At 40.5% G+C, this 20028-nt stretch carries 15 protein-coding genes; 5 read left to right on the top strand and 10 right to left on the bottom strand.

Translation table 11 applies throughout. From position 1 onward, the window contains the following. Positions 1–125 precede the first annotated feature (125 nt). Complete coding sequence (locus tag GLIP_RS14705) at positions 126–1376, bottom strand: lytic murein transglycosylase (RefSeq protein ID WP_008845450.1); 1251 nt, start codon at positions 1374–1376, stop codon at positions 126–128. 77 nt (positions 1377–1453) lie between these two features. Further along, positions 1454–2227 (bottom strand): peroxide stress protein YaaA, encoded by a 774-nt coding sequence (yaaA, locus tag GLIP_RS14700; RefSeq protein ID WP_008845449.1) that lies wholly within the window; start codon positions 2225–2227, stop codon positions 1454–1456. A 366-nt stretch (positions 2228–2593) separates the two neighbouring features. Between yaaA and tal the strand changes: the two genes are divergently transcribed. The 3 genes from tal to GLIP_RS21725 all read left to right on the top strand — a co-directional run bounded on the left by tal (position 2594) and on the right by GLIP_RS21725 (position 5747). Beyond that, positions 2594–3547 carry a transaldolase gene (gene tal, locus GLIP_RS14695; protein ID WP_008845448.1) on the top strand — a complete coding sequence of 318 codons (954 nt, stop codon included), beginning with the start codon at positions 2594–2596 and terminating at the stop codon, positions 3545–3547. 106 nt (positions 3548–3653) lie between these two features. Continuing rightward, entirely contained in the window at positions 3654–5297 is a 1644-nt protein-coding gene (gene pgi / locus GLIP_RS14690; RefSeq protein ID WP_008845447.1) for a glucose-6-phosphate isomerase, read from the top strand. A 279-nt stretch (positions 5298–5576) separates the two neighbouring features. After that, positions 5577–5747 (top strand): DUF3545 family protein, encoded by a 171-nt coding sequence (locus GLIP_RS21725; protein WP_008845446.1) that lies wholly within the window; start codon positions 5577–5579, stop codon positions 5745–5747. Positions 5748–5801: 54 nt separating this feature from the next. Here GLIP_RS21725 and ung read toward each other — a convergent pair whose 3' ends face one another. The 6 genes from ung to GLIP_RS14660 form a co-directional block, all read right to left on the bottom strand. Continuing rightward, positions 5802–6464 carry a uracil-DNA glycosylase gene (gene ung / locus GLIP_RS14685; RefSeq protein ID WP_008845445.1) on the bottom strand — a complete coding sequence of 221 codons (663 nt, stop codon included), beginning with the start codon at positions 6462–6464 and terminating at the stop codon, positions 5802–5804. Further along, positions 6465–7751: a threonine synthase gene (thrC, locus tag GLIP_RS14680; RefSeq protein WP_008845444.1), complete on the bottom strand. Its 1287-nt coding sequence runs from the start codon at positions 7749–7751 to the stop codon at positions 6465–6467. Between the two features lie 48 nt (positions 7752–7799). Beyond that, positions 7800–8747 (bottom strand): homoserine kinase, encoded by a 948-nt coding sequence (thrB, locus tag GLIP_RS14675; protein WP_008845443.1) that lies wholly within the window; start codon positions 8745–8747, stop codon positions 7800–7802. Between the two features lie 3 nt (positions 8748–8750). Continuing rightward, positions 8751–11213: a bifunctional aspartate kinase/homoserine dehydrogenase I gene (thrA, locus tag GLIP_RS14670; RefSeq protein WP_008845442.1), complete on the bottom strand. Its 2463-nt coding sequence runs from the start codon at positions 11211–11213 to the stop codon at positions 8751–8753. A 512-nt stretch (positions 11214–11725) separates the two neighbouring features. After that, the gene (locus GLIP_RS21495; protein WP_008845441.1) at positions 11726–13648 is read right to left on the bottom strand and encodes a tetratricopeptide repeat protein; all 1923 of its coding nucleotides are present in this window, start codon (positions 13646–13648) and stop codon (positions 11726–11728) included. 7 nt (positions 13649–13655) lie between these two features. Then, positions 13656–14783: a PEP-CTERM sorting domain-containing protein gene (locus GLIP_RS14660; protein ID WP_008845440.1), complete on the bottom strand. Its 1128-nt coding sequence runs from the start codon at positions 14781–14783 to the stop codon at positions 13656–13658. Positions 14784–15185: 402 nt separating this feature from the next. Between GLIP_RS14660 and GLIP_RS14655 the strand changes: the two genes are divergently transcribed. Both GLIP_RS14655 and GLIP_RS14650 read left to right on the top strand, forming a co-directional pair. Continuing rightward, complete coding sequence (locus GLIP_RS14655) at positions 15186–15596, top strand: universal stress protein (protein ID WP_008845439.1); 411 nt, start codon at positions 15186–15188, stop codon at positions 15594–15596. 19 nt (positions 15597–15615) lie between these two features. After that, the gene (locus GLIP_RS14650; protein ID WP_008845438.1) at positions 15616–16179 is read left to right on the top strand and encodes a gamma-glutamylcyclotransferase; all 564 of its coding nucleotides are present in this window, start codon (positions 15616–15618) and stop codon (positions 16177–16179) included. Positions 16180–16202: 23 nt separating this feature from the next. Here GLIP_RS14650 and GLIP_RS14645 read toward each other — a convergent pair whose 3' ends face one another. Together GLIP_RS14645 and GLIP_RS14640 are read right to left on the bottom strand one after the other, a co-directional pair. Further along, a complete protein-coding gene (locus GLIP_RS14645) occupies positions 16203–16838 on the bottom strand; it encodes a tetratricopeptide repeat protein (protein WP_008845437.1) in 636 nt (211 codons plus the stop codon). Between the two features lie 40 nt (positions 16839–16878). Beyond that, positions 16879–19860 carry a caspase family protein gene (locus GLIP_RS14640; RefSeq protein WP_008845436.1) on the bottom strand — a complete coding sequence of 994 codons (2982 nt, stop codon included), beginning with the start codon at positions 19858–19860 and terminating at the stop codon, positions 16879–16881. Positions 19861–20028: the final 168 nt, after the last annotated feature.

Here is a 20028-nt window from a genome sequence, read left to right as displayed (position 1 = left end):
AAATATCAGCGGCGTTCGCTGTTGAGGTCATTAGACTAAAGTTTAATCTTGGTTAAAATCTGCGCATCAATACTTTGGTATGGAAATTCATACCATATAAATTATCAAGCTTTTCAATGGTAATTCTACTTTTGCGTATCAATTACCGCCTCTTTAACGTTGGTAAATACGCTTTCATCTGGATAACCATCAGCCAATAGATTTTTGGAAAGTTGAAACTGACGGATGCCTTTTCGGGTAGCAGGTCCCATAATCCCATCCGCTTTACCCACATCAAAACCAAGTTCATTTAATCCATTTTGCAAATCAACCATGTCGCTAATCGGGTAATTGGGTAAATCAGGTAACGCTTTATGCCACTCAGGTTTACCAATGATACGATCTGCTAAATAACCTACTGCAAGGGCATAAGATTCTGAGTTGTTCCAACGCATAATCACATCAAAGTTATCATACACGAGAAATGCTGGACCTTTTGCTCCGGTAGGTAAAATTAAGGAAGCATCGATATCGCTTTTTGGTATTTGCGCGTCATTAACTTTAAGAACGCCAAACTCAGACCAGGTTGTGAGTGATTTAGAACTGTCTTTTCCAGCATAGCTATAATCAAAATTCTCTGGGAGAGTCACTTCTCGGCCCCAAATAAACCCCTTTTTCCAACCTAACTTGTTTAGAAAATTGGCAGCAGACGACAACGCATCAGGTTCACTATCCCATAAATCAATCAGGCCGTCGTCATCACCATCGACCGCATAGTTGATGTAAGCTGAAGGCATAAACTGGGTATGTCCCATCGCTCCTGCCCAAGACCCTAGCATTTTTTCTTTATTGAGATTTTCTCTTTGCATTAACTTTAAGGCAGTTAATAATTCTTCGGTGAAAAACTTACTGCGGCGTTGGTCACACGCCAAGGTAGCTAAAGAATCAATAATAGGCATCTTACCTTTGTAGCTTCCGAAGTTAGTTTCTAAGCCCCAGAAGGACACCAAATAATGTGCAGGTACTCCGTACTTATCAGTTAACTCATTCAATAGTGCTTTATGCTTTTGCAGCATTTCCCTGCCTTTATCGATACGCCATTGGGTTACTCGTTTATTTAGATAGGCTGGAAATGTTTGTACAAATTCAGGTTGATTACGATCGTATTCTAAGACTTTTTCGATGAGTTTAACGTTATCCAAAGCATGTCCAATGACGTTACTGTCAATCCCAGCGGTTTCAGCTTTTTGCTTTATATTACTTACGCACTGACTGAAAACCTGTTCGGTCAACTCAATGCTCGGTGTAGTTTGTGCAAATAAGTTACTAGTGAATAACACGAAAGAAGCTGTTACTGTTTTTTTCATTATTACTGAAATCATGTTTATTTTTCGCATTGAGAACTCCAACGTAAGCTTACTCTCTTCATTTTCACTTGTAATCATATACATTTTGTATGATTGAAAATGCCTTTTTACTGCTCTTCTCTAGTGAATATCCATTGCTTTTGATTACTCAATGATTCGCTAAATTGATATCCAGACATATCAAACTGCTTAATTTGTTCAGGATCCGACAATCGTTTTTCAATAATATAACGCGCCATCAGTCCACGTGCTTTTTTGGCAAAAAAGCTGATCACCTTATATTCACCATTCTTCTTATCTTTAAAAACGGGCGTTAACACTTTTCCTTGTAATTTTTTGGGCTTAATGGCCTTAAAATATTCATTGGACGCCAGATTAATCAGGACATCATCACCCTGCTCTGCTAAAGCTTGGTTAACACCTTGTGTTATTTTTTCACCCCAAAACTCATACAAATCTTTCCCACGCCTATTTTTAAGCTTGGTTCCCATTTCTAATCGGTATGGTTGCATTAAATCGAGTGGTTTGAGCAGGCCGTATAGTCCGGATAAAATTCGCATATGCTGTTGTGCGTATTGGAAATCATCTTGATTAAGGGTCTCTGCTTGAAGCCCCGTGTACACATCACCGTTGAATGCAAGAATAGCTTGTTTGGCATTTTCTTGCGTAAATGGCAGCGACCAACTGGAAAACCTAGCTGCGTTCAACCCAGCTAATTTGTCGCTGATGTGCATTAAACTGGAGAGTTTCGCTGGGGATAACTTGGCACAAATCTTTACTAGCTGTTCTGATTCGCTTAAATATTCGGGTTCGGAAAAAAGTTGTGTGGTTGCTGGTGTTTCGTAATCTAAATTCTTCGCCGGTGATACAACAACTAGCATTAAAGATCCTTTCTGGTTATGAGTAATAGAACTGGTAAAATTATACCATTAATTTATGCCCTCGATATATTCTGACAAGCACAAATTTAACAGTTCAATTTATATTTTCGATTGGCCTGTTTTGGTGGGATTTCAAGTTATCTTAGGTGTTTAATCCAAGTAATTTGGATAAGCGTTATAATTTATCTCTTTTTGTCTTATAATATTACCAAAAATAATAATAGTTACTGGCTGCTTGGTGTAGAAACCGACGTCCAACAGTTATACCCTATGTGCCATCAAAAATAATTATCATTTTTTATAACGCAATTTCGATAGTTGATTGCTAACGACGATTGCAAAATTACATTTCCTTTAGAGGTTTTTATGACAAATCAATTAGCCGCTCTAAGAGACATTACAACGGTTGTCGCTGATACTGGTGACATCGAAGCCATTAAAAAATACCAACCGGTAGATGCAACAACAAATCCGTCATTATTACTTAAAGCTTCTGAGTTACCTCAGTATCGCTCGTTAATTGAAGATTCGGTCGCTTGGGCGAAAACTCAATCAAACGACTTAACCCAACAAATTGAAGATGCTGGCGACATGCTGGCAGTTAAAATTGGTAAAGAAATCGTTGATATCGTACCTGGTCGTATTTCCACAGAAGTGGATGCTAGACTATCATTTGATACTCAAGGCAGTATTGCCAAAGCGAAAAAGTTAATCGGTCTATATGATCAAGCTGGCGTTAGTAAAGATCGAGTGCTAATCAAGCTGGCGTCAACTTGGGAAGGTATTCGTGCTGCTGAAGTACTGGAAAAAGAAGGTATTAATTGTAACCTAACTTTATTGTTTAGCTTTGCTCAAGCAAGAGCCTGTGCCGAAGCTGGTGTATTCTTAATTTCTCCTTTCGTAGGCAGAATACTTGATTGGTATAAAGCCAGCACAGGTAAAGACAGCTACCCTGCAGATGAAGATCCGGGTGTTGTGTCTGTAACCAATATTTATAAGTACTACAAAGAACACGGTTACAAAACAGTTGTTATGGGCGCAAGTTTTCGCAATACCGGAGAGATTATCGAATTAGCCGGCTGTGACAGATTAACCATAAGTCCAAACCTACTTGAAGAATTATCTCAAACAGAAGGTGGGTTAGAAACTAAGCTTGTTGATCAGGGCGCTTCAAAAAAACCAGGTGAAAAACTAACCGAAAGTCAATTTAGATGGGAACATAATCAAGATCCAATGGCCACTGAAAAGCTAGCTGAAGGCATTCGTAACTTTGCTAAAGACCAAGATAAACTTGAATTAATGTTAAAAGACCTTCTATAAACTAATTTACCTGGATTTTATTTAATCATGTCATTTTCTTATACATATAATAAAATTCAGGTTTTTTAGCACAGTCAATCCGCCAATAGAAAAAGTGAGTAAATCAATGTCTTTAGTAAACCAAAGTGAACAATGGAAAACCCTAGAAAGTCTAGCCGGTGGGATAGCGGGCCAACACATGCGAGATTGGTTCGATGCGGATCAATCGAGAGCGGCAAAATATTCGGTAGAAGGCTGTGGAATTAAACTGGATTATTCGAAAAACTTGATCAATCAGGAAATTTTAACTGCGCTTTTTGACTTAGCACAAAGCCAACAAGTCGCTCAAAAGCGTGACGCCATGTTTGCAGGAGAGATTGTTAATCACACTGAAAAGCGCGCAGTTTTGCATACCGCACTACGTAACTTTTCTGGTGAGCCGGTTTTGGTTGACGGTAAAGATGTCATGCCGGAAGTACTGGCTACACAAGATAAGATTAAAGACTTTGTCCATTCTATTCACTCTGGGGAGCATGTAGGTTATACCGGAAAGGCAATTAAACATATTGTAGCTATTGGAATTGGCGGTTCATTTTTGGGACCAAAAATTATGTCTGAGGCACTCAAACCTTATTGGCATAAAGGAATAACGGTTCATTATGTAGCGAATGTGGATGGTTGCCACATCCAAGATGTATTGGCTAATCTTGATCATACTGACACCCTAATTGTAATGTCTTCCAAATCGTTTACTACCCAAGAGACGCTGCAAAATACCCTAACCGCTAAACAGTGGTTTTTGGACCAAGGTGGCAGCCAAAGCGATATTGCAAAACACTTCGTAGCTGTATCTTCAAATGTAAAAGCTGCTGTCGAATTTGGGATGGATGAAAACAACATCTTTCCAATGTGGGATTGGGTTGGCGGCCGCTATTCACTTTGGTCAGCGATTGGTTTGCCCATTGCGCTTACCATAGGTTATCAGAATTATCGGGAATTACTCGAAGGCGCATATGCCATGGACTGCCACTTTAAAGAGGCACCTCCTGAGCAGAACCTGCCAATGTTGTTAGGATTGTTAGGGGTTTGGTATACCAACTTTCATGCGGCCCAAAGCCACGTGCTGTTGCCCTATTATCACTATTTACGTGGTTTTCCAGCATATGTACAACAGTTAGATATGGAGAGTAACGGCAAAGGTGTCGCTGGACTTAACGAAGAAGTCGATTATGCGACTGGCCCGGTGATTTGGGGAAGTGAAGGAACCAATGGTCAGCACTCTTTCCATCAGTTAATTCACCAAGGAAAAGTTCTAATTCCGGCTGACTTTATGTTCCCATTAAACGTACACAATCAGGAAGATACTCATCACGCAATGTTGGCCTCTAATTGTTTCGGTCAAACCCAAGCGTTGATGCAAGGTAAAACTTACCAAGAATGTTATGCCGATTTAGAAGGTAGCAATCTAGACGAAGAAACACGAAAATCATTAGCTACGCATAAAACCATGCCAGGTAATAAACCTAGCAACACTATGTTATTCGATCAACTAGACCCGAAAACACTCGGCGCTCTAGTTTGTATGTATGAACATAAAGTGTTTGTGCAAGGGGCTATATGGGGTGTTAATTCGTTTGATCAGTGGGGTGTCGAACTAGGTAAAGTGCTAGGAAATCAAGTATTAGATAAATTGGTTGATACTGACGCTCAGCTAGATTTTGATAGTTCAACTAATCAATTAATTGCCGCATTTAGAGCCGCTAACAAGTAAGCTCATATAATTCTATTTAGGATTGTTGTTGTTAATAAAAAATAGCAATCCTAACTTCCCCTTTTGAATTGTTCAGTTATTGTACTAACCAGAGCGAATTCGCTCTTTTATTATCCATTGTCATAAAAACTTCATCTCTCATTAACAAAAACTAAAACTAATAGTTTTATTTTTATACCGCCTGTGGTAAATAATTACACAGTCAGATTAACCAGCTTAGGAAATGCTGATTAACTGTCTAGCCTTATTTGCGCCAATAACAATAAATGGAGACGTAAAGTGGATACAAAAGAATTATTGTCAATGATTGACACAGAATCCCGCACTTCTAAAACTAAAAGCAAAAAGCGTAAGTGGAGAGAAATAGAAGCGATTCAAGATCGCTATAAACTCAGAAAAGAGCTTGAAGATATGGATATGTCGCTAGAAGCAGAATTAGCTAACTTATAAAAAACAAAATAAAAGCCCCACATATGTTGGGGCTTTTTAATGTTTAAACGCTAATTAATCAATCTGCCAATTGATGGGAGCTTGTCCCTGCGCAAGTAATATTTGATTACTTTGGGAAAAGTGTTTGCACCCTAAAAAGCCTCTATGGGCTGACAACGGCGATGGATGAGGAGCATTCAACACATGATGTTTGTGGTGATCGACAAGCATAGATTTTTTTTGCGCGTGCGAACCCCACAACATAAAGATCACGCCTTCATGTTGTTCACTCAAGGTAGCGATTAATTTATCAGTAAAGGTTTCCCAACCAATCTTTGCATGGGAATGGGCCTTGCCCTGCTCCACAGTCAAAACGGTATTGAGTAATAACACACCTTGCTTTGCCCACTGACACAAATTGCCGTGCGCAGGTACAACAAAATCATCAAAATCATTAGCAAGTTCTTTGTAGATATTTTTTAACGAAGGGGGCGTTTTAACACCGTGTTCCACAGAGAAGCTTAAGCCGTGTGCTTGATTAGGTCCGTGATAGGGGTCTTGCCCCAAAATAACAACTTTTACCTTTTCAAAAGGGGTCAGTTCAAGGGCAGAAAATATATGATCTTCAGGCGGATAAATGATTTTACCCGCGCTGCGTTGATCATTGAGGAAGGTTAAAATAGCTTGAAAGTAAGGCTGCTGCTTTTCAGCAGCAATTATCGCTTTCCAACTTGTCATTTACGCTTTTAACGTAGCAAACAAATGTGCTTTCAATTGCTCATAGTCATTTGCTAGCTCTACTGAGTAACTTTCTTTACCAGCACATTCAGCAAGGGGTTGTGGCAAGCTTATTGGTTGTCCCAACACGTTTTCGACACTTTCTCTGAATTTTGCAGGATGCGCTGTTCCTAAGAAAATCCCGGTTTCTTCCGGTTCAATAAATCGAGTTAACGATCTGTAAGCTACCGCGGCATGAGGTTCACTTACATACCCCAGTTGTGCTAATTGTTTCATCGCCAATTGCGTATAGTCTTCGTCAATAGCATCGCCTTGCAGCATTGCTTTGTCGATGAGTCCGCGCTCAATAAGCGCTTCTATTCTTGGCCAATTATTTGGCTGACTCACATCCATTGCATTTGACAAGGTAGCAACGGTTGCTTTTGGGTCCCACTCGCCCGTTTTTAAATAGCGAGGTACAGTGTCATTGGAGTTTGTGGCTGCAATAAAACGTTTGATAGGAAGCCCCATCACTTTCGCTATCATGCCAGCAGTTAGATTGCCGAAATTACCGCTAGGCACAGATATCACTACATTCTCACGTTCTTGTTCACTTAGTTGTGAGATAGCTTCAAAGTAATAACAAACTTGCGCAAGCAATCGGCTGATATTGATTGAATTGGCTGAATTTAGGTGAAGTCCCTGACGTACTTCAGGATCATCAAATGACGTTTTAACCAATTGCTGGCAGGCATCGAAATCATCTTCAATTGCCACTGTGTGGATATTGTCACCTAAGGTGGTAAATAACTTTTCCTGCAACAGGCTTATTTTGCCTTTAGGGTATAAAATCACGACATTGATGTTGTCTAAACCGTGGAATGCGTGCGCGACAGCAGCTCCTGTATCACCTGAGGTTGCAGTTAATATCGTAATAGGTTCGCCTTTGGCAATGACTGACAAGACTTGCGCCATGAATCGACCACCAAAGTCTTTAAACGCTAAGGTAGGACCATGGAACAATTCCAAGCTGTAAACGCCATCGGTAACTTTCGCTAAAGGTGCGTCAAAACTAAACGCCTTTTCAACAATGCCCTGTATTTCCTGCTTTGATAATTCATCGCCTATTAACCGCGATAATATCTCTACAGAACGCGGTACAAATGGCATATCTAAAATAGCTTGAATATTATCAAACTTCGGAAATACTTTTGGGAAATATAGCCCTTGGTTTTTCCCTAAACCTTTTTTTACCGCTTCAGCAAAACTCGCTTGGTCGCTATCATCTTTTAAATTAAACAATTCCACTTAATTACTACCTTAATTTTATCGGTTTACCAGCATCTTTTGACTGGTTTATGAGACAACCGCACCTTGCGTATCAATCTGGCAAATATGACTAAAGCCAGTGTCATTCTGAATATAATTTTCAGACAACCAATTTTTTATGCCTTGTGCTTGCTCTAAATTATTACAAACTGCAAATACAGTGGGGCCTGAGCCCGAAATACCGAAGGCTAAGCCTCCATTATTAACAACAAACTCTCTGCTTTGATCAAAATTCGGAAGCAAAGACTTACGATACGGTTCAGCTAACACATCGTTCATTACTGCCGCTGCTAACGTTTCGTCTTTTCGATAGCAAGCATCCACAAACACAGCTAATTGTTGTCCAAAGGTAATCGCGTCAGCCATTGCTACTTGCTTAGGCAGAATGTTACGCGCCTCGGCGGTTGAGACACTAATACCTGAATAACAAACCACCCAGTACCAATCTTCAAACACCGGAAGAGATAAAGCGATTTGCTCAGACTGGTTATTCATTAATGTAAGTCCACCAACAAAACACGGTGCAACGTTATCGTAATGAATGCTGCCGCTAATTTGCCCTTCGAGCTCTCCCATCATCAACAATAATTCGTTTTCATCAAACGGTGCATCAAAATATTGATTTAGCCCGTGCAGCGCCGCCACTATTGAACTTGCACTTGAACCTAGACCACTGCCTATTGGTAAGTTTTTATGCAATACCATAGCAACTTCAGCACTAGGCAACCCCCGTGCTAGCAATTTTTCAGTGAATAAAGTGTAGCAGCGAAATACGATATTTGACTTAGGATCTGAAGGTAATTTTTTGGCAAACCGACCTTCAACTTTCAAGCTAAAGGTTTCTGCTGGACTTATGTCCACTTGATCACCAAGTTGAGTACCATCAATTGGGCTTAACGCTGCGCCTAATAAATCAAAACCAAGACTGACATTGCCAATCGAAGCCGGCGCATATGCCTTAATGCTTTTGTTCATCAATTAAATATCCTGTTTCCAAGGCATAGTACGTAAAACGTCCGCAAATACGCCTGCAGCTGTCACTGTTGCCCCAGCACCGTATCCTCTTATCACATAAGGAATAGGCTGATAATAATGGCTATGAATGGCTAATGCATTCTCACCTTCTTTAATTGAGTAAAGAGGGTGCGTATTATCAACCGCTTTTAACGCTACCTTACATTGGCCTTTTTCAATCGAACCAACATAGCGTAATACTTGCCCTTTCGCTTTGGCCGCTTCAATTAACGACTGATAATGGGCATCTAAGCTTGGTAGCTTAGCCATAAACTCATCAATGCTGCCACTGGCATCAAATGAATCGGGCAATACAGATTCAATTTGAATATCAGACAATTCTAACTCTAAATCTGCTTCGCGGGCCATAATTAATAATTTTCTAGCCACGTCCATGCCGGACAAATCGTCTCGAGGATCTGGCTCAGTGAACCCGTTTTGCTTGGCAATTTCGGTTGCTTCTGACAGGCTGTGTCCTTCATCTAACTTACCGAATACGAACGACAATGAGCCAGAAAGAATACCTTCAAAGCGTTTAAGTTCGTCACCTGCATAAATCAATTTTTGCAAATTATCGATGACTGGTAACCCTGCACCTACAGTGGTCTCATACAAAAACTGACGATTGGTTTCCTGCGCCATTGAACGCAATTTTTTGTAGTAAGCAATGTCACGTGTGTTTGCTTTTTTGTTGGGTGTGACAACATGAAAACCAGCAGACATAAAATCGGCATACTGACCGGCAATGTGCTCGTTACTTGTACAATCAACAATTACAGGGTTGATTAAACTGTTTTGTTGTACAAAGTCGCTTAAATTCTCAATAGAAAACGACTTATCCGCTTCTTCCAGTAAAGGCTGCCAACCGTTATGTAAATCAACTCCACCAGCTTGTAACAACAGCTTACGACTATTCGCGATACCGTACACTTTTAGGCTGATTCCGCGCTCAAACAGCGGTTGTTGCTGACGTGCCATTTGCTGGAGTAACTCTTTACCAACATTACCGCACCCCACAAGGAAAACGTCAATGGAGTGGGAATTCGAGAAAAAATTCTGATGTACAACCTTAACCGCCTCTTTGGCGCGGTGTCTTTCTATCACTGTCGAGATTGAACGTTCCGATGAACCCTGAGCTATAGCCACGTTATTTACCCTTGCTTGCGCTAATGAACTAAAGAATTTTGCCGCTAAACCTTTAGATTGACGCATACCATCACCCACTAAGGTAACGATAGCTAATTCGTGGCGTACTTCGATGGGATCAAGCAGATTGTTAGCTAACTCCAACGCAAACGCGTCTTCTAACAAACTCTGAGCTTTTTCCGCGTCTTTGCTGTGGATACAAAAGCTGATGCTATATTCAGAAGAAGATTGCGTGATTAAGCTTATGGAGATATTCGCATTCGACATGACTTCGAATACACGACTAGCCATCCCTACCATGCCTTTCATACCAGGACCTGCCACATTGAACATGGACATGTCATCTAGATGAGAAATACCTTTTACACTGGTCCAAATATCACTGGATTCTTTACCTATCAACGTACCCGGAGCAGCAGGATTTAAGGTGTTACGGATCAAACAGGGAATGTGGTGTTGAGCAATGGGACCAATGGTTTTGGGATGGAGTACTTTAGCGCCAAAATACGACAATTCCATGGCTTCTTGATAGGTCAGTTTATCAAGTAACACTGCCCCTTCTACTTGATTTGGATCAGCGTTATACACACCATCGACGTCAGTCCATATTTCACAGCATTCAGCATCTAAGCAAGCAGCAAGAATAGCGGCCGAATAATCAGAACCATTACGCCCTAAAGTAACTTTCTCGCCTTCTAAATTCACCGCGACAAAGCCCGGCATCACGAGTAGTTCGGCTGGGTCAAACATGAATTCAGAAAAGCGCGCCTTACTTACCGCGACATCAGCGATACTATCTAAATACTCACCTTCAGCTACAATATATTCTACAGGGTCGATTATATGGTTTTTCTGGCCAAGAGAAGTCAATATTTCGCTAAAAATATTCACACTAACATACTCACCCATACTCAAAATTTTAGCGGTGATTTGGTCAGGGGCACAACGCAACAATTGAATGCCATCTAGGTGTTGTTTTAACTCAGATAAAATAGTGTCAATAAAGCTGCTTAATTTTGCTTTACGGAACGCGGGGAGCTGCTCGGCTAAATCATTAGCAATACCGTTCAAGGTCATCCCTAACTTAGCGTAAAGTTCACCAAAGTCATTTCCTGCGCTTGCTTGTTCACATAACAATGACAACGCATTAGTGACGCCTTTTGGGGCTGATAAAACAACCGCCGCACCGTTCTCTTCGTGGCTAGCCAAGCTTATATCCTTAACAGACAAATAGCGTTTTGCATCTGCCAGCGAAGAACCACCGAATTTCAACACCTTCATTTATTGCTCCTGTATACTTCTATTTTGCTGCTTTTAGACCCACATTCAAATTTGGTTAATTCTTGAAAATTAGACAAAATTTTACTGCAAATAACAAAAAAGCCCGCTTGAGTCGCGGGCTTTTTTTTAAATTTCTTTAAGCACTAGCCAGCGACCAACTCGTTTGAGGTGGTAATCATAATCATGCCGATGGTGCTTATTATTATTTTCATGGGGCTCAATTTGCCGTATAGACGTCTATATGTCAACCGTCTAAACAAGAATAATTTAACTTTTACAGATCGATTTTATTAATAAGGTAAATTATCCCAATTAAAATAACTTCAATTAAAACAAATAACTATAATAAATCGCCTAAAAACCCTACCGGATTTTTGTTTAGTAAAAAAGAGGATTCAAGCATTTTTAATACCTTTCCAAACGCATTTATATTTATAAGTTCTATAATGTTGAAGCCGTTTTAAATAGATATTGCAATTAAATGCGCTTGCTTAGAAGTCATTCAACAATAATCATTTGTTTTGTAGTTCATCACAAACAGCCTGAAGTTGCTGTGTAAACGCCGCTTTGTTTCCTAAGGTGGCATTCAGAATGTCCATTCCAGATTTACAATCTCGTTCAGCACTTTCTATATCGCCAGCCGCTGCAAGTACAGTAGCGCGGTTTACAAGCAAGTCACCATGGTTAGCATGAATCTCTCCATAACTGACATCATAGTGAAGTTTAGCTTCCTCAAAATGGGCAAGTGCGCCAACTAGATCTTTTTGGTCGCCAGCAATCAATCCTAAATAAACCTCTGCGATGCCACTTAAATAATGTCGCCCAGCATAGGCTTTTGTATATATGGATACTGCTTGAGTCAATGCAGTTTTCGCTTGATCTAAATCCCCCAAAGCATGCTGGATTTGTCCCAGCATAGAGTAAGCATCCGCAAGGGTCGGATTGTCGTTTTCTAAAATTCGCTGCAAAACGGCAATTGCATTTTTAATCTGGTCGAGTGCAGGTTCTAAATTTCCACTTAGAAAGTTAACTTGGGCTTGTGCGAGTGCAATTTGCCCTAGCAGAATATCTTGATCGCCGACGCTCGCAAGAACAAGCTCTTTTGCTCTGGCAAGATCGTTTGCAGCCCAAACCATTTCACCTGCATCAGATAATAACAATGCGCGATTTTGTAATGTATTAGCAATTTCCACTTTATTCGGCTCAGGTACGCTTTCTAGTTCCTTTAATGCGTTGCCAAAGGCGACCAAACCAGCATCATGTTGGCCTAGCTGATAATGAATAACCGCTTGAATACGTGCGATATCTGCACGTTTTTTAGCTGCGACTCGGGTCGTTTCTCCCAGATGTTCTAGTTCAACTAAATTTTGAGCATGCTTTGCTGCCGCCATCGATAATTCGAGTTCCCCTTTTCGATGTAACGCCTCCGCCTTTATTAAATATGCTGCAGAATTCTCAACACCTGAAGTAGCCAACGTTGAATCGACGATATCGATAGCTTGATTAAACAATCCCAAATTATTATACGCACGAGCTATGGTTGCTGACAGGCGACTTTGCACCAGAGGTTGATCGGCAAGTTCATCCGTGATTCGCTGCGAACCTCGATCGAGAATCGATCTCGCAGTTATGGCATTGGGGTTCTCATCCAATGAGTTTGCTCTTTCAAAGATGCTCACTAAAAAATCTGAGACAGCACGCGCAGTGGCAGATTCTTGCTCGGCAATTTCTCTTTGTGTGTTAGCTTCCAATCGCTGTTCATTTGCGTAGATGGCCAGTCCCACCGAAAATATAGCGGCAAGTACAGATGCCACACTAATTTGTACCAGAATGCGAATACGTCGTGCAGCTTCTCGTTGAACCAAATCATCCAGACGTAAACCTGTTAATCCACTGATAAGTTTAAATTTAGCTAGCTTTTTTCCGTCTGCACTTTTTCGCAAATCGGCTGCGATAGGCTCACTTGGTTCATCAGTTAATGTGCCATCGGCCGCAACAACAAATTTAAGTGCGGGAGCAAAACACTCTTGTTGCTTAGCGCCTGGTTTAGCATTAGGTACTCCGTCAACCACAAGGGCAAGCACCCTGTCTGCGCCATGGATTACTTTAAATTGACGGATTTCTTCATTGACCCATTTGGACACAGCGGAAGCAGGCGAGCATATCACGATCAAAAAAAGCGAGCGGGCTAACGCATCTTGTAACTCATGACCCAAATTGCCGCTAGCCGGTAGTTCATCTTGATCACGAAATATCGGTGAAAGTCGCGCAGGTACGGCACCTAAAGACGTATCTTTGCCAATAAGCTTTTTCGGCAACCGGTAACGTTCTAATTCCTTGTGTAACCAACTAGCAACCACTTTATCTTGATGACTGTAGCTAATGAATGCTCTATATGCTGGTCCTGCTGCCTGATCGTCCTGATTTGTTGTCATGTTAAGTTTAATTTAATGGACGTTTTCGACGCATTGTAAAAAATGCGGTTCCCAGCATTAATAGCGTTATTGTTGTAGGTTCAGGAACAGAGACGCTGGGTGTAATTCCAGGCCCACTAATCGCTTTAAACCCTATTTCACCGTTTTCAAAACTGGGGATGTTGAATTCATACAAACCAATATCGATACCATTTATAACTGAATCTGGTAGCGTTTGAGTTGCAAATAATTGCCGCTCTGATTCAGGAGGTCTAGAACCCGATGATCCGCCACGCCCAATGGGGTCTCCAAATGCACCAAATGCAATTGGGCATGCCGTACGACCTTCACCATAACAAAATGCGTTAGAAAAAGTCGTCACTTCGGTAATGTAAGATAGTGTTCCAGTTTCACCTGGATCAAGTGTCAGCCATTCAGGAAACTCCACAAGAAAGTCTGTAGCCTCCCAATCGAAACTAATTTGTTGCTCAGTTCCTTCAGGCGATGTTTGTCGAAAATTGGTTAGAAAGTTTTCTACACCATCGAAATCTTGCACAATCGTATTTGGATTACCATTCTCGCCAATAATCAATGACAAGCCGCCAGTTAACTCGAATAATACATCCTCACCAGAAACCACTTTGAAATCAAAATAACTACCCACTGCAGCCTCGCCCGGTGCGACTTCATTTCCTACGTCTTGCCAATCATAGTCTCCATCATCTCGCAATTCACAAGTACGCAGATCACGACCTCCACAACCAGATACGTAGATGCCTAATCCAGCTGGAGTTATCTGAGAATTCAAAGTTGGCCGAATTGAAGTGCTACCTGTGTTTTCAAATGAAATATCCACCACAGTTCGCGAAACTGACAACGCTTGACTACCGTATGAAGCATTACCGTTTTGGAAAAAAATAACATCTTCCCCAAGACTAGATGTACTATCAAAAATAGCCGAAGAACCATCTACAATTTCAGCCGTCTCATTGATTTGAGATCCAGAATAATTAACAGTTATGGGATTACCATCTACGTCATCTCTAAAGGTGCCCATGGCGGTAGATTCAGTTAATACAGCGATGATACTGGCATGCAAAGGTCCATGCATGAACAACAAGAATAAAACAATGAGAGGTTTGAAAAACGTATCCATAACAATTTCAGTCCAAGCAATAAAGTTATCTCAACAATAGACTTTAGAATGGCTAACCACAAGACAAACTGACTAAAAATCAAACAATTTAAAAGTTGAGCCCAATTAATTTACCAAAGGAAAGGGAATATCTTTGTTTATCGTCAATTTAGGATAAATCATCTCCATAAAGTCGATTATTGTTAAATCGCGCTTTGTTGGATACGAAATGCAACAGGTCATTTTCCGCTTCTCGCAAAACGCGTTAGAGTGGTATCCGTTAATTTAGAGTGAAATTATTTGAAGTGACTTAGTAAGTGGCATTTTGAGTAAACAATCCACACCAAAACATATATTTTCAGTTAACTTGACAGTAGTATTAAGCGATAAATATTTTAACTTATGTCACATGAGAGACCGATTATGTATAAAACTATTTTGTGTGCAATTGAGGCATCCACAGAAGGTAAACTTGTACTCGCAAAAGCGGCTGCAATGGCCAAATTGTATAACAGTAAATTACTTGTTATGCATGTTCTCCCATACAAGTTACTGCCAAAGGATTATCAAAAAGAATTAAAAGAAAAAGTCACGCCTAAAATCGAAGAGCTCTGCGTCGATTTTGGTGTAACCAAAAAAAATAGAATTATTAAAGTGGGCAAGCCATACGAACTTATATGTAACGAAGCGATAAAACGGAAAGCAGACTTAATTATGTTGGGAACACATTCTAAAAAAGGAATTCAAGCATTGATTGGTTCTACCGCCAACGGTGTGGCAAATTATGCTGATTGTGATGTTTCGTTAGTCAGAATTGCTAAGACGGAAAAATGAAAAGTTTGAGTTCTAATGCATGCCTTTTGATACCCAAGCTCTAAACAAACAACGACAAAACCTAGCTGATTACGATGAGATTTGGCTTTTTGGTTATGGCTCGCTCATTTATAAAGTAGACTTTGAATATGAAGCGAGTGAATTCGCATATATCGAAAATTATGCACGCCGTTTTTGGCAAGGCAGCCATGATCACCGAGGTACGCCTGACAATCCAGGCAGGGTGCTTACATTAATTCCAGAAAAAAGCGCACGTTGTTTTGGCAGAGCATTTAAAGTCAGTCATGATGTATTTGCACATTTAGATCACCGAGAAAAAAACGGCTATTTACGCGATGAAATAGCCATTCAGTTAACCAACAACCGAGTAGTCTGTGGCCTAGTTTATATTGCTAGCCCAGACAACGCTGCATACCTAGGTGAAGCTAGTATTTCCAGTATCGCCAAACAAATATTTAATTCAACTGGTCCCAGTGGCAAGAACCGTGATTACGTATACCAACTTGCTCATGCACTAAGAGAACATAATGAAACAGATGAACATGTTTTCGCGATAGAACAAGCGCTTATCGCGATGGAGTAAACACCACAAACGCAACAAGTAAACTAAGGTGCTGTTTGCACCTTTTGTTGATATTTTTGTAAATCTGTTGCCAGGCTCGCATCTTGTAGAATCGCTTCTTGCTTAAATTGCAATGCCGCTTCATATTGACCTAACGCATACAAAAATTCAGCTATCGAATCTAAAATATTACCTTCTTTGGGATGCGTACGGTTAGCGAGCAAGGCGAATGTTAACGCGGTTTCTGTTTCACCTTTATCAAACAAATCCCAAGCATAATTGTTAATACGAGACGCTAACGCCTTATCATCCGCTTTGACGTCATTTTCGCCATTGCCTCTAAAGCTGATGGACTCTCCCGATATCTGAGTAGAGTCTGTTGTTGGAGTAGCTTGACCCGGGCTTTGATAAGTCACCTCTGCTGGCGCATTAATTAACATTGCACTAATTAGCACCACCCCAAACAGCGCAAAAAATGTTCCGGGGGCTGCATTTTTGACGGCAAATGTCGTGCCTCCCATCGAGGCTTCCATACCTGAACCTTCATTGCCTTGGTTAGCGCCAATTCCGGCAATAAAAAGTTTGTAGCCTAAATAGATACTTATCGCACCTACGGTAATGATAGATAGTCTAAATATTCCTAAATAAAGGATCGACACAATGGTTTGGCTTTCACTCATTTTCTCAGTTCCTTTTCAAAAAAAACGCATACTAAGTGGATTAGTTTTTGTGTAATAAGTAGTCATCCACACTGCCAAACGTAACGGTATGGGGTTTTTGTGGGCCTTGTTCTAAATGCTCGGTTTGTCGTTTAACATTGCGACGAATAAAGGTAATAAATGGTTCAATAAACACCTCGTTGTCAGTTTTCAGAGCTTCGAGCATGACTTTGGTAAAAATGCCATGCCCTATTTCCGAACTTTCATAAGATGGCTTATCTTTTTGAGTTGCATTAATAATAAAAACCGCGCGGTCATTCAGTGATATAAGGCGCTTCCCCAACTCTCTAGAATCAATATTTTTAAATACACCGCCCCCCATCGTGCCCGAGTGGCAAGCATCCGTCATAACAATTAATTGATTTGGTAATGCTGTAAACACCTCTGCTTCGAGCATAATATCTACGCTTGTATTGGCGATATCCTCGATTTTTGCGTCATTGCCAAGGAAGAAAAAGTCCTCATTAACTTTTGCGCCATGTCCAGCGAGAAAGATAAGAGTAATGTCTTCGCTTTTAAGATTGTTTTTCTTTTTATAGGCAACGCGTTGCTCAACTTGTTGTTGCAGCCAATTAAAGCCTTGTTTTATAGAATCACGATTGGCATCTTCATTTAACAATACTTTTGAAACCACCTTGGCAAACGCCTTACCTTGTTGCAGTTGAAACGCTTTCGCCACTGATTCTGCATCTATGTGTGCATAATTAATACTTTTTAATTGGCTATTCGCATTTGCATAATCTGACACACCAACAATCAACAAAAATAACTCTGGAGGCGTATCTTTAATTTTTATTAACGAAGATTCCTGCATGCGCCCTCGCGCTTGCCACTCGCTGTCATCTAGTTCAATTGATACACGGCTTGCGATACTTTTCGCCACTTTACTTTCAGCAAATAACGTAAAATTATTAATACCGGGAAGCAGTTCTACTGTTTTTTCAAAACGTCCACCATGCGCAATGTCACTACCTTGATACTGGCGATAAAATTTTTCATTACGTAGTAACCAAATTCGCTGAATCGGATCAGACGCTAATTCAACATCAAAGGAAAGTGTCACTTCTGCTTGTTGGGTTTTCTGGTTTTCTGTTAATAACTGGATTTTAGGCGGTAAAATGGAATCGACGGCTTGTGCTTGAAGCGCCATTTGTTGAAGTGCTGCGTCTTCACTGCCTGTTTCTAAAATAGCGGTTATCACATCTGGACGGTAAAGTGTTTTAAGAAATCGATCACTGGAATAAAACAATGCGGCTTCGTCTTCTGCTTGATTAACATGATAGCCAACATGTAAATCACCTAAAGTACTCGCGTCATAGAAACCACTTTTGCTCCAAACAATCCACTCCCCCTGTGACGACACAAACAGATTTAACATAGGATAAGCACGAACTTGTTTTTGTTGTACTGCTCTTAAGTTCCATATCCTTACACTTTGATCGTCACCACCGGTAACAACATACTGACCTTCACTGGCCAAGTCCCACACTTTACCTTGATGGCCGATAAAATCTGTCGTCAAACGAGCAAAAAAGTCGTTGTTTTCTAGTCTATACGCCCTTACTTCTCCTCCTCGTCCACCTGACAGTATGGTACCGTCGTCCGCAAATCCAAAGGCTTCATGGTAATACCAACCGTTACGCAACACCTGATATTGATTTACCGAATCCTCAACAGCTAAATCCCATCCTTGTTGGGGTAGAATTTTTAAACGTCTATCGGCGTACTCTGTTTGCGCACGTTTAAACTTTGTGAGTTCATCTTCAGGCGTATTCGGGATTAAGTCACGTTCGACCAAATCAAACGTATGCTCCAGTGGTGCGTAATTGTTGACATCCATTCGAAAACGCTGAGTATTGCCAAATGCTAACGTTTTGTCTGCAATACCCACTGCAAAAACGTTATTACCTACACCTTTAAACGTTTTAAGAAGTTCTGAAGTTACTGGCGACCAAATGTGTATTTCATTATTATCTCCTCCTGCGCTGACGGCCATTCCATTGTTAGTGAAGGTCACATCATTCACCCTTGAACCGTGTTTGGAGTATTTATTTAGCCTATTAAAATCATTGTTCACATCAAAGACTGCCACATAAACAGGCTTTTCCTCGGTGCTTTCCTTAGCCCCTACAAGTAATAGATCACCATTATTGGAAAAGCGTAGTCCGGTAGGTTGAGTGTCTGTAGGTATACTCAACGCATGATTTAAATCATGATCAAAAATCATGATTTGTTGTTCATAGCCGGTCACCGCTATGAAGCGATCGCTCATAGCCAAATGGGTTAATCTATCTTTTGCCTTAAATGAATTAATCACTTTTTTCTGCGCAAGCGAATACAAGCTCACAACTTTAAAACGAGAACCGTAATCAGCAGACACGATTCGGTAATCATCCGCAAATTTAAACATTTCTACGGCTTTTGGGCGTTGATAGTAGTTATTATCAACGATGGTATGCATAGGGCGCGAATGGTCAGAATTTAGAATTTGCTCGACATCCCAGATATGAATGCTGTGATCTTCTGAGCTCGATATCAGATATTTCCCGTCATCACTAAAGTTAACGGTTAGTAGGTCATCGGTATTTTGCGGATCGAGTACTTTTATAATGTCGCCGCTATGAAAGTCATATATTCGGATAACATCTTGATCATCAGCGACTTTATTATGCGATTCACCTCGATGTACAGCCACGGCTAACAAATTATTGTCAGGACTTAAGCCGATGTAATGAATCATGCCATCTGGCCCTTCTCCGATAAAGCCAAGAATCCGTCTCGACTCTTTTTCGTTGTCGATATCCCAGACACGAATGGTTTTATCATTGGCCGCAGTGATCAGAAACTTGCCGTCTGACGTTGCCAACACTTGATTAATAGGAGCGGTATGTGCGCCTGTTTCAATTCTTAAAAACGTTTTATTCTGTGCGAATATCGTATGAGTAAAAAACAACGCAAAACAATAGACTATTAGCTTTTCCATGGCATCACTTAATGTTGTAGAGAGATGATTAACGTTTTATTAGTAAAGCACTCAGGTACTGCAATGAATTTACAAAATTAATCAACAACTTATGTTTTGTTCTAAGACAAAAATTAAGTGATTTTAGATTCATATTCTGAATAATAAATAACCAGTTAACGCTAGGGT

This window comes from Aliiglaciecola lipolytica E3 (genome assembly GCF_000314975.1).
GTDB classification, from domain to species: domain Bacteria; phylum Pseudomonadota; class Gammaproteobacteria; order Enterobacterales; family Alteromonadaceae; genus Aliiglaciecola; species Aliiglaciecola lipolytica.
The sequence above is the reverse complement of the archived record's forward strand: the minus strand, read 5'-3'. Positions and strand labels throughout refer to the sequence as shown.